Here is a 14701-nt window from a genome sequence, read left to right as displayed (position 1 = left end):
CTTACCGGACCCGCGCTCCGCTGGACGGCGCGATCAGAACGGCTCCGCACCGTGTGCGATCACCGTCGCGCGATAGCTGTGTCGTACCGTCCTTCATCCTGCTGCTGCCTTCGACGATTTCATTGTCGCCATGGATCGGGCATGAGACTTTGTCGCCAATACGGGCTGCGCGGCGTCCTTTCACCTTGATGCGATCGGAGCCAGTCAGGACCCGGCCGCCGTGGGTCGTTGCGTCACCTTCGTATGCGAGATTTTTCATTTACGCTTTTCCTCGTGAATATTCAACAACCATCGACCCAACCGGCTTCGGACATGTCCGTACGTTTCCGCAGCATGAAACTCCAACATCTCGCGACCTCTAACATCGATTTAAAATAATCAAAACATAGATTCCCCACCTCTACTTTCCATGATGATCAAGCTTATCGGTGTTATCCACGACCCCATATTCCACACCACTTCGAACAGCTTTATCGAATGGGATATATGCATTGCCTTCGCAAATCTGATCGAATACCAGTTTCCCATTTTTAGAAACATAAATCTCCCCAGGCACGAGCGCATTTGAGACTACGTAGGTGTAGGGCCCGCTCGTAAACTTTAGATGACTACCTAAGCCTTCAGAGAGCCTTGAGACATCAATGATCGAAATTCTTCCGCGCGGGTGTAAGAGTTCGCCAGGGTACTTGTATTCAATATTACTCTGTGTCCCAAAGCGATATTGCACATATCCATGATCGGGTGACGAGTTGTTAGACGCACAAACCGATGCAATCTTCTTTGAGTCCTGTAATTTGCAATTAAAGTACTCGACTTCACCATAATGACAGAGACTCCCCGCATATAGATAATCTTCGCTTGCAGCAGAGGCCACACTATTACAAATAGTTAACAACACCAAGACACCCACCTTTGAGATCGTTTTCACACAAGGCATCCCCAAGCATTTACCAATTCACATCAAAACCAGCGATCAAGCATTTTATAAATTTTCAATTCGACAGAGACGCCAAACGATCGAACCACGGATGGCGCAACTATTAATTATCTACACCATCAACAATCGGGACTGTCACTTGAACAGCTGAAGTAAATTTCCTCGTGCGGCTGACACAACGTGACTTCATCTGCATATGCGCAGCCTCCAACACCGAACACGAAAACCGCCTTAAATACGTCAGCCAAAATACTGTGTGAGCCAAAAATCAATTGATCTCCTTCTTCTATTAATTCTCGAAAAGCACCCACTCCCTCCCCAGACAGCCACCCTTTACCCTGATGCAACTCTGACCGCGACTACTTCGCAGAAAAAACACTATCCCGGACTTGCCGAAAAAAGCCATCTCGATATCCAGCGCTAGCATTTCTTATCACTTAACGCATAAATCCGTATCCGAGCGACCGATCCACTTAACCAAACAGCACTTATTCTTCATTTTTCAAGAAAGAAAGCAGACGCACATAAATTGACCGCCAATGCGAAAATTCCATAAATGAAAAAATGCACTTCAATTTCATGATGCGCGACCATATGAAAAAGGTATCAATTCACATCCACTCCGGCCCCAACATCAAGCGCAGCACAAATCAACCACATTTTTATCGGCACCTTGCTTCCACGATAGTCAATTTTGCACCATCCCGCAGTAGTCCTTTCAACCACCACTCGATCGCCGGCAATCAGATATTTATTTGTCTTAGCACTGGTACGTGACTCATTAAATAGGTAAGCCTTTCTCTTGACCTTTGCACGAACACCATCAGCCCCCTCCATTAGCAAAGCGAGGGGCGAATTAACCACCGACTCAACATCTTTTCTATATTGATACGGAAACCTATAAACCACCCTCTCCCCATCAGACAGCCAACTGTAGTTAGCCCCAAACCAGTCGGTAGCACGCTCATCTTGGCGCAAAACACCCCCAACCGACTCAAAGACGTAGACTGAATAAAATTTTCCGGACGAGTTTTTCTCAACAAGCGAATTTCGAACGTCAAAATAATGAATCACATATATCTTTTCCCGACGATCACGACCGCCCCGCAATAAAAAAGCATCAACGATTTCACCAGGCGTATCGTCGTAAAGCAGACCTCGTCCTTCAGCCTCGACCGGAACACCTCCGCTTTTGATATAAAATAGGGAAATTCCATCAAGCCCGACTGGTGACTTTGTTTTATCATCCAATATCGCCTTCCGGACAAAGCAAACAACTCCCTCTTTGATCTTCAAGGGCGAGTATATTTTCTCCCCGCGCACATCCGAACACACCCCCTTCGCATATACAGAACAACTTACAATAAGAGCACATCCAAAAACATAGCCCTTAATCATCTACACCCCCATTGAGAAATCAGGAAGACCATCCTAAGGATGTTCATAAATTACTCCGCCGGGAGACCTCCGAGATGCGCCGTCCTATTGCATCGACTACAATCTGTGTTCGCAGCAGAAGCTACGCCATTAAAAATAATTAACGATACTAAGGAAAGCTCCTTTGAGATCACTTTCACGAAGACACTCTCGAATATTGACTAATGCACATCAACTTCAGAAGGTAATACCCGCCTCACCCCATCCGACACATCATCCGAGAAGTTTTTGTACTTCGATGACCGACACTCTTGATCCATAATCACCCTTCCATTTCGCGAAACGTACACCCCCCCCCGGCCAAACAGAAGATACAACATACACGTAAGCTCCATTTGTTATTTTTAAATGAAGACCACGAATACTGCCTTCCGAAACATCGGATATTGAAAATAAATTACTTGAACCAATATACCCCTCCGGAATCTCGAAGAAATTATCCTTCTTCCCATATCGATATTTTATATATCCTTTTCCGGGCCTATAATTATTCTTCGCGCAAATTGAAATTACTTTTTTGTTTACAAGCGGACAGCTAAAATAAATATCCTCATCTACTCGACACAGAGTTTCTTCATCTCTCGCCGCGCCGACTCCAGCGCCGGCCACGTTAATTTTCGCCACGCACAAGAGAATTGCAAAAGTAAATTTCCCATTTGTCATCTCAACCCCTGCCAGCCATGAATAGATATGAAATTATTTCTCCGATCAACAATATCCGACATATTTTCATCAGAAATTGGCTGGCCAGGGCGATGACTAAAAAGACCAGGATTTATAACTCTAGTTACGTTGTCTACATCGTCGTTCGCGTCACCATGATCGGCAACCTCATACAACCGATTATCAACCCAATATCCGGCGGCCGATCTAGTTGCATATTTAGCTTGACCGACCAATTCAAAATTTTCCACAAAATTCAGTGACGCCTCACTAGGCCACCCTTGCGAATTTTCTCTATGCCATTCGTTAAATTTTTCATACTGCCTACGCCCAGTAATCTGTATCAAACCTCGCCCCCGATACTTCCACCCGTCCCCGCTTGAAAATGCACCGTTGCCATTTCTTTTTTCATACGCTCGATTTGCTATCGCCTCTTGATCAGCGGGGTGACTGCTCGTACGCCCATATTGTTCTGCTTCAGCGGGATGGCGCTTGAAATAGCTGAATTTCTCGATCAGCCTGGAAGGTGGATAATTCAAACTCTCGCCGTCGTGGACAACCAATGACGGACCCGATTCGCGACGAATCTGGGCAAAGAAATGCTCTCGCCGGAGATAATTGTCCAACTTGAATAACTCTATATTGCCATTTAACTCGTCCATAACCGCTTGCAGTGTTCCAATGTTCGCTCCTGGAAAAATATGCTGAAGCATTGGCAGCGTAAATTTAAACTTTGACTCGAAATTGGCGGCTAGTGAGATTGGATTGACGTGATAGACACTCGCCCCCGGGAAGCCCGGCACCCCAGCCCCCACCTCATCCCACCACGCCAACTTCTCAATCCGCTTCTGCTCTTCCTCATGCTGCGGCTTAGGCCCCGTCTGCTTCTCCAACTCGGCGATCAACTGCTTCCACTTCGACGGATTCGCCCACTCGCTCTCGTGCTTGACGATCAGTCGCGACGCCGCTTGCATCAACCACGGATATCCATCCCGTTCGCCTGTCGACAACGTGCAAAGCTCGTCAGCCGCGCGGCTACCATCACCCCTCTTGTACAGTGCGTCGTATACCTTGAGCATCAACGGACTGAGCTTCGAACACGATGCGAGATCAGGCGCATTCGCACCGCTCGCGTAATCAATCCATGATTGCGTCGTCGCAAAAATCGTATGTGCCGGATCGTGGGTATCTGCCAAACACTCGAAATCGATCCACTTCTGTGCGAACTCGCGGGTCACTCGCCCGCCAGCGAAGTTGAAATCGCACACCCAGCCTTCAATCGCGTGCCCGTGGGCGTTTACGCCGTCGACATGCCACCAACTCACCGGGTATCCTGGATCGGGATTCGGTCCGGGCACCGGAACACGCCGTGTTGAATCACGCGCCAGCTCGGCGAGCGAGTACACCTGCACACGGTCTGTTTTTCGCGATTGCGGATCCGCGCCCTGTACAAATTCGTTGTTCGGCGTACGCTGATACAGCACCGTACCCGGCTCGATTCGCAGAATGGTCGGTTCCGACGGAAGCCCGAGCTCGGCCCAGTCCTCCTTGCGCGAACCATGTTGGCTAACCCATGCACGCCCTTGCTCGAGGAACGGCCGGATGCTGTCATCACAGAAAACCTCGACGTGCGCCATTCGAACGCCCGAGCTACGTTGATTCAACGAGTCGTATCGCCCCAGGTGTCCGATCAGATCCCCCGCCTTGATTGGAATGCCGGGTGTGTCGCCAGGCTTGGCTTGATCCGTTACCACGACAACCCGATCGAACATCGCGTCCTCAACAGCCTCCTCGGCAACCGGCCCGCCATTTTCCTGGCCGAGGAAAACCCACCCACCGATCGCACTCGACGGCTCGACATAACCGCCCGCGTGTTGCGGATACAGCGATGCCCCGTGTAGATCCGTCAGTTGCCCCCACACCTTCCCGTGCTTCGTCTCAATTTTCCCGATGCCGACGCTGGTCCCCTGAGGCACGATGCCAATAGGGGCGCCGTTCGAAACCTTGCGGACTCGCAACCCCTGCTGCGCCGGATCGACAGCCTGTCCGTTTTTTCCCGACACCGGTTTATCCTGCGCATACTGCGTCACCCGCCATTGCCGCGGCCAATACGACGGCTTCTCCCGTTTCGGGAAATTTGCGTAGTCCTCCCAGGACATCAGGTGCATATACAAGCTGTAGAACGTCAGCTTGGTATCCCGCGGGAACTCCATCGTATGCCGCACCAGCGCGAAGCCCGTGCTATACGGCGCTTCATACGGCGCGCCACTATCGGCAGCCGCCATTTCGCTGACCGGATAGGTCTTGTTGGCGCGAAACGCAATCAGCATACCGTCGGCGATACAGCGCAATCCCCCGTCGAGGTCCAGCGACTGGCCCGCACCGGCCTCCGCGATATGGATGCCGCCGTGCCACATGCCGTTGCTGCTCGAAAGATAGGTGCCGGACGGTTCACGCTCGGCCAGCAGCCGATAGATATCGTGCTCATCGGTGAATCGGGTTGACGCATCGGACACGCCATTGCCTTTACGCAAGAACGGAAATGCGAATGACAGTTTCTTCAGAGCAGGCTTAGCAGGCGTCGGCGTTGACTTGGGCGGCGTCGCTCGCTTCGGCGCATTTTTCGATGTGCGTTTGGTCGCCATGGTCGGGCTTACTCCGAAAAACCGAAATTCAGTGTGTTCTTCACGTCCTTTGGCGGCGCCGAGGACCACATCGGAAACTTGAAACTCCCGCCGTCGGCGTCATTGACGGTCAGGTCGCCTTTCAGCTCGATTTCCCCCGCAGGACTCCCGAGCACGATCTTTCCGCCTGACAGCTTGATATAGGCACCCGAGCCATCACCGATCGTGACGCCTTTACGACCGGTTATCGTGATTCCGCCATCCGAAGAACACACGTGCACGTCCTGCATCGCCATCAATTCCATGCCGTCGCCTTGCGCCTGAATCTGCACCTTGCCCTTTGCCGCGAAGAGTCGAATTCCCAGCCTCGCCGCGAAGAACGAAATCGCTTCACCGGCCGCCGCGGTGATACGCTTCATGACGCCGATGTCCAATCCTTCGCCGGCCGTAATGAACATCTGCTTGCGTGCAGCAACCTGAACGTGCTGCCCGCTCGCGATGCCGACACCCTCCGGCGCGCTTGCGACAATGACGGGCTTCTGGAGGCGGCTCAACTTCTGCTCGATCAGTACGCGTTGCTGATTGGCCTCAGCCTGTAGTGCCTTTGCGGCGTTCGCGGCATCATTGAGAGAGCGCAGAATTTCTTCAGCCTGTGCGAACGTCGCATCCGCGTTTTGCATCGCGAGCTGCTCGCCGGCCGCCCCAGGTTGCGCTTCGGCCGATACGAGCACGCCGTCTGCCGCCCGGATCGACGCATGACCATCGGTAGCGAGTTCAGCCCCCGTTCCGCGCGCGTTGCGATCGATGTCGACCATGAAGCCGAGATTCAGCTGGCTTGCCCGGAACGGCGTGATTAGATGGACATGCTCGTTGCCCTCCCTATCCTCCATCCGCAACTCATTCCGCGCAGCCGTCCGAATCAGGTTCCGCGTATGGTTCAGGTTGTTGACCAGATCCGGATGCGCGCTGTCATGCATCGCCCCGATGATCACCGGCCGGTTCGGATCGCCGTCCGTATGGACGATCGCCACTTCCGCCCCGTCGATCAACGGAAAGTGATGCCCATAATCGCCGCCGCTATACGGCTTCGCCAACCGCACCGGCCGGCTCGTCCCACCCGGGCTCCATTCATCGAGATCGAACGGCAGCTTGATCACGTACCAGCCCTGCTCGGTCAGGTACGCATACTTGTAGTTGCCTGGCGACGTAATCCGCGCTGGCAGAATCCCGTCGACCACCGGCCGCGAAATCGAGGCCATCGACGTGCGCCACACGCGATCCGACGGAATCCCCTCGAACGCCACCCAGTACGATTCGTTACGCCCGCCGTGCGACTCGACCGACGTCACGAACACACCATGCTTCGCATCGGCCGGCTTCGGCTCGACGCGCATCACCTCGCCGGCTTCGAGCCAGAACGGATTACCCGTTCCCTTGAAGGTGATCTGCCCGGCCAGATAGGCCTCGTGCCGCAACCGCGCCACCCGCTTGCCCTCTTCGGGCGTCTCGTAATGCTCGCCCCAGCGATAATCGACGGCGTTCGTCGTCTTGTCGTCGCGTGCCGTGTTTTCCTCAACCAGCAGCGACACCCCGGCCTGTCGATGGTTGTAGTCATGCAGTCGCACGGCCTCCGGCACGCGCTTCATCTCGCGCCCGAGCGTCTTGATCGCATCCGCACCGACACTCTCCAGCCCCGAATCACGCCGATACGGCACCGTGCGCTGCTTGCGCGCATACGCATCGAGATCGTCGCCGAACACCACCACCGCGCGATCCTTCTTCTGCTCCCAGCGAAACCAGATCCCCTCTTCCGCACACATGCGCCGGATGAACGCGAACGTAGTCTCGTGATACTGCGTCACGTATTCACGGCGCTTGTACTGCCCGCGCAACTGGAACTGAAAATCCACCCCCGCGCGATAACCGTAGTGCCGAAGCGTGTCGGTCACGATCTCCTCGACCGACTGCTTCTGAAACAAGCGGCTGGTCACGCCGCGATCGAGATCCGCGAGCGTCGGTTCCAGCACGACGCGGTAACGCGTTTCGTCCGCCGAAGTCTCAAGCTCGTCGAATTGCGTGATCACACCATGAACCGTATACGCCGCCGGCTTCGTACTGAACCGAGCCGCGTTCTCCCCGAACATCTTTCGCAAGTAATCCATGTCCGGGTCGATCGGATCCGCAACGAACTTCGCCGGCCGGCCCAGCACCTGGTCCATCGGAATCCCGGCCACGGGGCTTGTGAATTCGATCTCGTACCGATAAAGCTGGCTCACGCGGTCCAGCCCCGTGAACTTCAGGATCGAGAACGGCGCCGGATGCGGCGCCAGCTTCAATTCATAAGCCTGCGTAGGCAAAATCATCGACATCGACTCTCTCGGTTGCGCAAACAGGCGGTGCCGCCGGGGCAATCATCGTCACCCCGGCGGTTCGCCATCACACGTCGGATCAGTTCTTGGCCTTCGGCATCTGCGACACGAGCGACAGCCCGATGTCCATGCCTTCGACCTGGAAGTGCGGGACGATGAACAGCTTGATCCGGAAGAAGCCCGGGTTGTCCTCGATATCCTCGACCGTGACCTTCGCCTCGCGCAGCGGATGCGACGCCTGCAACTCGTCGCCCGGATCCTTCATCTCGGTGACGAGCCCCTTGATCCAGTTGTTCAGTTCGAGTTCAAGCAGCCGGCGATCCTTGGTCGTGCCGATGTTTTCGCGCTGGATCAGCTTCAGGTAGTGCGCGATGCGAGACAACAGGAAGATGTACGGCAGCCGTGCGTTGATGCGGCTGTTCGCGGTCGCTTCCTTGGTTTCGTACAGCGCCGGCTTCTGCGCCGAGTTCGCGGAGAAGAAGCACGCGAAGTCGTGGTTCTTGTAGAACGACAGCGGGATGAAGCCGAGATTCGCGAATTCGAATTCGCGCGTCTCCGGGATCAGCACTTCGGTCGGGATCTTCGGCTGGTAGCCGGTGCCGAGGTCGTACAGGTGAACCGGCAGATCCTCGACCTTGCCGCCCGCCTGCGGCCCGCGAATCTGCACGCACCATCCATTGCTCACGAAGCTGCGCACCATGTTCGCCGCGAACGCGAACGACGCGTTCATCCACAGGTACTTGTCGTGATCGGGGCCCTTGACGGCCTCCTCATAGTTGAACGCCCGCACCGGCGCCGTGTCCTTGCCGTACGGCAAGCGGCCGAGCACGCGCGGCATCGTCAGGCCGACGTAACGCGCATCGTCGGTATCGCGGAAGCTCTTCCACTTGATGTATTCGGCGCGATCGAAGTAGTTGCCGATGTCCTGGATCGCCGCCACTTCCTCCATCGACCGCTTGCCGAAGAACGCCGGCCCGACCGAGCCGATGAACGGCATGTGCGCGGCAGCCGCGACCTTCGAAATATTGCGCAGCAGCGCAACGTCCATCGGCGAATTCGCGAACTCGAAGTCGCTGATCATCGCGCTGATCGGCTGGCCGCCCGGCGTGTCGTATTCCTCGATGTAGGTGAGGCGATACAGGCCGCTCTGGATCAGTTCCGGCGTGTCCTCGAAGTCGCGCTGCAGCGCGTCCTTCGATACGTCGAGCACCTCGATGCGCGCGTTCTTGCGGAAATCGGTGCGGCTCACGAGCATCTTCAGGCCCCGCCAGCGTGCTTCGAGCGCCTGGAATTCCGGCGTGTGCATCACGGCGTCGAGCTGGCGGCTGATTTGCCGGTCGATCTGGCCAATGTGGAAGTCGAGCAGCGATTTGTCGAGCCGGTCCACCGGCTGGCGCGCGTTCGCGACGAGTTCGAGGAACGCGCCCATCCCGCGCGCGATGCGCTCGTCGGCCGACGCCTCGGACAGCATGTCGTTGTCGCGGAACGCCTCGAGCGGGCGCGCCTCGCTAATGGGCTTCAGGTTGATCTTGCTGCACAGCGACGCATAGACGCTGTCGATATCCCCATGCGGGGCGTCCAGCACGACGGTCTCGGTCGCGCCGGCCTGCTGCGTTTCAGTGGGTTTCATCTCGGATCCTGTCTGCGATCGAATGGCTACGAAGTTGCGGAATGCGCTGAACGCGCGTTTTGCCCGGCGTCGCTCACGCATGCCCTTCAGGCTGCGTCGCGGCGGTCGCGATCTGCGCGAGCTCGCCGCGCAGCTTCGCGGACAGGCGGTCGTCCTTCAGCACCTTCTCGAACTCGCGACGGAACGTCCCGTTGTCGAGCAAATTCGATTTCAGGTCGCGCAGCAGGTTGCGCATCGCGAGGAGCGCCTGAAGCTCGGGAATCTGGCGCGCCACCTGCTCGGGTTCGAAATCCTTGATCGACCGGAACGACAGGTTGACGGGCAACTCGGAACCGTCGCCGGCCAGCGTGTTGTTCGCGGCGATCTTGAGATCCGGCGCGTAGTCGGCCAGCACGGCATCGAAATTGTTCTTGTCGATGTTCACCTTCTTGCGCTCGGCAAGCGGCGCCTGCTCGCGGCCGGCGCTGAAGTCGCCCGCCACCAACAGCTTCAGGGGCAGCTCGACCTTCTTCTGCGCGCCGCCCGTATGCAAGTCGAGAGTGATCGACACCCGGCTCTTCGGGATCTCTCGCTGAAAGCTATCCAATTCGTTCTCCTTATCTCAGAAAGCTTGAAGATTCCGCGATATGCACCCCGGACCACGAGTGCACCGTCGTTCACGTCACTTTTGTAGAAAATCGCAACCCGTATTGACGCACGACCGAATCGGATATTCGCGGCATGACGTGCCGATTCAGACGGCAGAAAATATCATGCAATTTCATGAAAAGTAAACAGACAGAAATCAAAAATCACATCCGACCTAACGAGAAACGGATCAATTAATACTCGTCCTATATCACCCCCTCGCCCGAGGCAGACATGAACTACACCAAAATCAATCTCAAATAACTGAATTCTCACCACAACTCATTGATATTTATAACGAAATTCAGCAAACGACACTCGCAGAAATCTCGATAAATCAGCGCACACAAATTCCCGTAGATCACAAAAACAATTCACACCACAATCTCAAAATCAACCCCACTCTTATCTCGATATAAATGACACATTCGTCAACAAATTACCCGATGACGGAGTGACGAAATCGGCAAATGATGGTTAGAATCGGCGCCTCATAACTTCTGATCGATATTGACTACACCATGCGGATCGAAAAGCCGCTCTGGCATGAAGGGCTGATTCTCACGCAGCAGCATTTCCAGCAGCAGGACCGCTGGAACGGGTTCGCGCTGCAACAACTGGCGTCGGCGGTCGCCGCGTCGCCGTGGGGAACGCTGAACGTCGATGTCGACGAAGAAGCACTGGCGTCCGGCCGTCTGAAGCTCACGCGGCTTCGGCTACGCTTTCCGGACGGCACGCCGATCGACACGACCATCGCCGACGCACTGCCGCCCGCGCGTGACCTCGGCCGCGAAATTCCCGCCGATACCCAGACCGTCGACGTGCTCGCCGCACTCGCGCTGCCCGATGCGAACGGCGGCAACTGCCGTTTCGACGAGACGGCGTTGGCCCGTCCGCGTCGCGCGTATCGGGAGTTCGTGAAGGTGGTGGACCTGAACGGCGCGGGCGAAGCCGAAATCGCAGCCGAGCGCCACGCCGTCCGCTTGCTGTTCGGCCACGAATCGCACGCAGACGACACTGCATGCGCAATCGCTCGCCTGACGCGCACGACGAGCGGCCAGTTCCAGATCGATCGCGAATATGTACCGCCCTGTCTGTCGCTGTCGGGTCATCCGCTGCATATCGAACGCATCCGGCGGCTCGCGGATATCCTCGCCGCCAAGAGCGCGCTCCTCGGCGCGCGCCGCAGCGAACGGATCGAACAGGTTGCCGAATACGGCGTCGCCGACGTCCAGCTCTTCTGGCTCCTGCACTGCATTCATCAGGCGTGGCCGCAACTGCGCTTCCTCGCGTCGCATCCCGCGCAGCCCACGGATCGCCTGTACCAAGTGCTCGCGCAATTGGCAGGCTCGTTGAGCACTTTCTCGACACACGTGTCGCTGACCGACATCCCGCCTTACGATCATGCCGGCGCACACGAGGTGTTCGCGACGCTCGAGGCGTTGATCCGCGATCTGCTCGACGCGATCATCCCGTCGCGGGTCGTGTCGATCGGGCTATCGCACACAACGCCGACCACCTGGGCCGGCCGGTTCCTTGACGAGCGGATCGTCGAGGGCGCGGCGGACTGGTACCTGTCCGTCAATGCGGCGCTACCGGCGTTCGAGCTCGTCGAACAGTTCCCGCGCCTGTGCAAGATCGGTGCGCCGGACGACGTCGAGCACATCGTCAATTCCGCGGTGGCGGGGATTCCGCTCAAGGCCGTGCAGCGCGTGCCGGGCGCCATTCCGGTGCGGCTGGACAACCATTATTTCGCGCTGGATGCGCACGACGCCGCCCATGCGCGAATGCTGGCCGCGCGCGCTTGCCAGATCTATCTGCCGGCGTCGGTTCCCGACGCATCGATCGAACTCTACGCGGTGCTGCGCTGATGAACGCCATCGTCTCCACACGTCACGATTCCGCGTTGCTGGCGCGGGAGCCATCGTCCAGCCACGCGGCCGGGCCTTCGATGCGTGCGCTGCTGCGCGATACGGCACTGCTCGTCGCGCAGCTGTCGAGCGGCGGCGAGGTCGACAACCCGGAAGGGCTGCGTCAGCAGTGCGCCCGGCTCGTCGCGCAGTTGGCGACGGCACTCGATGCACAGGGGGTCGCCGCCGACATACGGGACGATTTGCTCGTCGCGCAATGCGCGCTGATCGATGAAACCGCGCTGCGGCATCTGCCCGCCGCCGACAAGGCGAACTGGGAGTCCAGGCCGCTGCAGGTCGACCGGTTCGGCACGCACGACGCAGGCACGCGCATTTACGAGCGGCTCGAGTACCGGATGCGCGAACCCGCGCCGAACGTCGATCTGCTCGAATGCTATGCGGCCATTTTCGGTCTGGGATTCCGCGGCCGCTACGCCGCTCGCGCGGGCTCGTCGGCGGACGCCCACGAGGGCGAGGCAACGCGCCTGGCATTGCTGGCCGCGCTGGTCGCGCAAATCGATCAATTGCGGCCGGCTGTGCGGCCGGGGTTCGTCACCGATCGTTCGAACACGCGACTGATCGACCGGCTCAGGCATCTGTCGCCATGGGCGATCGCCGGAACGGCCTGCGTGATCGCGATACTCGCATGGTTCGCGTGGGATCGCATTCTCGACGCGGAACTGGCGCAACTCGTCCAGACAGTGAAGCGGCCGTGACGTCGGATACCCCTCTCCCACGGGCGGCGACCCACGTCGAATCCGATGCCGCAAACGCGGCGCTGTCGGGTCTCGGCTATCCGCTGCGCACGATCGTCACGCTATCCGCGACGCTCGCGCTGGCTATCATCGGATGGGTTTTGGCCGTCGATCGCGGCGTCATGTGGGGATTGACGGCGAGCGTCGTTGCGTTCTCCGCGCTCGTCGTCTGGCTGCATTCGCGCCGGCTGACACGTGCCCGCGAACGGAACGTGCACGTGCTTGCGCAACTCGGCGCGGCGACCGCCGACCTGCCCGTCGCACTGCGCACGAAAATGCCGCTCGCGCTCGTCACCGGCGACGGCCTGTCCGCCTTGTTCGATCGCGATACGGCGCGCGCACGTTTCGTTCACGTGGGCGACGGCGCAATCTGGCTGCGCGCCGATCGCCCGCAGGATCTCGCCCGGCTTGCCGTCGCCGTCCGTCAGTGGCGAGACGGCCATGCACCCGATTGCGTCGTGCTCTCGGTCGCGCCCGGCCTCCATGCGAGCGACGATACGTTGTCGCAGAACCTGCGCGTGATCCGGCAGGCCGTCGCCGATGCGTGTCGCATGCTGGGCACGTCGCTGCCGGGCTACGTCGCCGTCTATCAGCGACTGTCGGATGCGAGCGTGGCGACGAAGGCTGCCGCCGGCGCATCGGCGGCGCAGTGGTACGGCATGTCGACCGGCTCGGCCATCGCGAATCTGCACGGCTTCGACACCGCAATCGCGGCGGCCGAGTCGGACGCACTCCATGGCGACGCAAATCCGGCCCTCTCGGCCCGCGCCGCCGGAATCGCATCGATCGTCGGATGGACCCGCCGTCTCGTGTTCGACACGCTGACGGACCGACGTCAGCCCGCGTCGCCGTGGCCGCTGCTCGGCGCCGGCTGGATCGATCACGGCCCGGCGTCCGGCCCAGGCAAACCATGGGAACGCGAAGTGCGCGCGCTGACGGGTATCACGCCGGCCGCATTGCCGGCGTCGCCGCTCCCGTGGCCCTTTCCGCAACCGCTGATCGATACGATGCCGCGCCGCGCGTGGCGATCGCCGCGCGTCGCCGCAGTCGCGCATGCGATTGCGATCGTCGCGTGCGCGGCGGTCGTCGCCATTTGCACAGCCGCCCGGAACAATGAAGCGCTGATGGCCCGCGTCGGCGCGCATCTGGAGCGCTACAACCACATCCCCGTCACGCAGGACGCCGCGAAGCGCGACGCGCTGCTGTCTCTTGCAGCGGACCGCGATCAACTCGACCGATACGCCCGCGTCGGCGTTCCGCTGCGGCTGTCGTTCGGCACCTATCGCGGTGCGCAGCTACTGCCGCTTCTCGACGACGCGATCGCCTCTTACGAACCGCCCCCGCCGCCGCCCGCCGTCGTCACGCTGGACAGCATGTCGTTGTTCGACAGCGGCAACGCGCGGCTCAAGGCCGGCACCACGCGCGCGATGGTCGATGCGCTCGACCTCATCAAGGCTCATCCGGGCAAGCGCGTGCTCGTCGCCGGTTACACGGACGATCGGGGTCGGCCCGATCGGAACCTCAAGCTGTCGATCGATCGTGCGTCGGCCGTGCGTGACTGGCTCGTCGATGCATCGGGCATCCCGCCGACGCAGTTCGCGATCCAGGGCTACGGCGATACACGGCCGGTCGCGGACAACGCGACACCGCAGGGGCGAGCGAGGAATCGTCGGGTCGAAATCACGCTCGTTCCCGATACGCCGCCGGCCGTCCCGACGAGCGCCGCGCGGTAATACGCAACATTTTTGG

The 14701-nt window shown here is 58.5% G+C and carries 10 protein-coding genes; 3 read left to right on the top strand and 7 right to left on the bottom strand.

Going from position 1 to position 14701, the window contains the following annotated elements:
• Window position 1: 1 nt before the first annotated feature.
• From CFB35_RS19210 to tssB, 7 genes are all read right to left on the bottom strand, one after another.
• Complete coding sequence (locus tag CFB35_RS19210; RefSeq protein WP_081066514.1) at window positions 2–259, bottom strand: PAAR domain-containing protein; 258 nt, start codon at window positions 257–259, stop codon at window positions 2–4.
• A 1284-nt stretch (window positions 260–1543) separates the two neighbouring features.
• Entirely contained in the window at window positions 1544–2233 is a 690-nt protein-coding gene (locus CFB35_RS34495; protein ID WP_124657252.1) for a hypothetical protein, read from the bottom strand.
• Window positions 2234–2587: 354 nt separating this feature from the next.
• Window positions 2588–3037: a hypothetical protein gene (locus tag CFB35_RS34490; protein ID WP_143328748.1), complete on the bottom strand. Its 450-nt coding sequence runs from the start codon at window positions 3035–3037 to the stop codon at window positions 2588–2590.
• On the bottom strand, window positions 3034–5682 hold the full coding sequence (locus tag CFB35_RS19205) for a glycoside hydrolase family 19 protein (protein WP_179231765.1): 2649 nt from the start codon (window positions 5680–5682) through the stop codon (window positions 3034–3036). Before CFB35_RS19205 ends, CFB35_RS34490 begins: the two co-directional genes overlap by 4 nt.
• Before the next feature lie 8 nt (window positions 5683–5690).
• Window positions 5691–8030, bottom strand: coding sequence for a type VI secretion system Vgr family protein (locus CFB35_RS19200; protein ID WP_059575341.1), 2340 nt, complete (start codon window positions 8028–8030; stop codon window positions 5691–5693).
• A gap of 79 nt (window positions 8031–8109) precedes the next feature.
• Window positions 8110–9660 (bottom strand): type VI secretion system contractile sheath large subunit, encoded by a 1551-nt coding sequence (tssC, locus tag CFB35_RS19195; RefSeq protein ID WP_059575339.1) that lies wholly within the window; start codon window positions 9658–9660, stop codon window positions 8110–8112.
• A gap of 73 nt (window positions 9661–9733) precedes the next feature.
• Window positions 9734–10246 carry a type VI secretion system contractile sheath small subunit gene (gene tssB, locus CFB35_RS19190; RefSeq protein WP_059575337.1) on the bottom strand — a complete coding sequence of 171 codons (513 nt, stop codon included), beginning with the start codon at window positions 10244–10246 and terminating at the stop codon, window positions 9734–9736.
• 562 nt (window positions 10247–10808) lie between these two features.
• On the opposite strand from tssB, the gene tssK reads away from it, so the two are divergent.
• The 3 genes from tssK to CFB35_RS19175 are packed head-to-tail and all read left to right on the top strand — an operon-like array spanning window position 10809 to window position 14685.
• A complete protein-coding gene (tssK, locus tag CFB35_RS19185) occupies window positions 10809–12158 on the top strand; it encodes a type VI secretion system baseplate subunit TssK (protein WP_089465443.1) in 1350 nt (449 codons plus the stop codon).
• On the top strand, window positions 12158–12913 hold the full coding sequence (locus CFB35_RS19180) for a DotU family type IV/VI secretion system protein (RefSeq protein WP_179231797.1): 756 nt from the start codon (window positions 12158–12160) through the stop codon (window positions 12911–12913). Before tssK ends, CFB35_RS19180 begins: the two co-directional genes overlap by 1 nt.
• Complete coding sequence (locus CFB35_RS19175; protein ID WP_256940069.1) at window positions 12910–14685, top strand: OmpA family protein; 1776 nt, start codon at window positions 12910–12912, stop codon at window positions 14683–14685. Before CFB35_RS19180 ends, CFB35_RS19175 begins: the two co-directional genes overlap by 4 nt.
• Window positions 14686–14701 lie beyond the last annotated feature (16 nt).

This window comes from Burkholderia sp. AU16482, from assembly GCF_002223285.1.
Taxonomy (GTDB): domain Bacteria; phylum Pseudomonadota; class Gammaproteobacteria; order Burkholderiales; family Burkholderiaceae; genus Burkholderia; species Burkholderia semiarida.
Note: the sequence above shows the minus strand (reverse complement) of the source record. Positions and strands in the feature narration are given on the sequence as shown.

Bases quoted from the DNA above. Each gene is read 5' to 3' on its own strand.
- tssK (WP_089465443.1), top strand. From the start codon at position 10,809: ATGCGGATCGAAAAGCCGCTCTGGCATGAAGGGCTGATTCTCACGCAG.
- CFB35_RS34490 (WP_143328748.1), bottom strand. From the start codon at position 3,037: ATGACAAATGGGAAATTTACTTTTGCAATTCTCTTGTGCGTGGCGAAA.
- CFB35_RS19200 (WP_059575341.1), bottom strand. From the start codon at position 8,030: ATGTCGATGATTTTGCCTACGCAGGCTTATGAATTGAAGCTGGCGCCG.
- CFB35_RS19210 (WP_081066514.1), bottom strand. From the start codon at position 259: ATGAAAAATCTCGCATACGAAGGTGACGCAACGACCCACGGCGGCCGG.
- CFB35_RS19205 (WP_179231765.1), bottom strand. From the start codon at position 5,682: ATGGCGACCAAACGCACATCGAAAAATGCGCCGAAGCGAGCGACGCCG.
- tssC (WP_059575339.1), bottom strand. From the start codon at position 9,660: ATGAAACCCACTGAAACGCAGCAGGCCGGCGCGACCGAGACCGTCGTG.
- CFB35_RS19180 (WP_179231797.1), top strand. From the start codon at position 12,158: ATGAACGCCATCGTCTCCACACGTCACGATTCCGCGTTGCTGGCGCGG.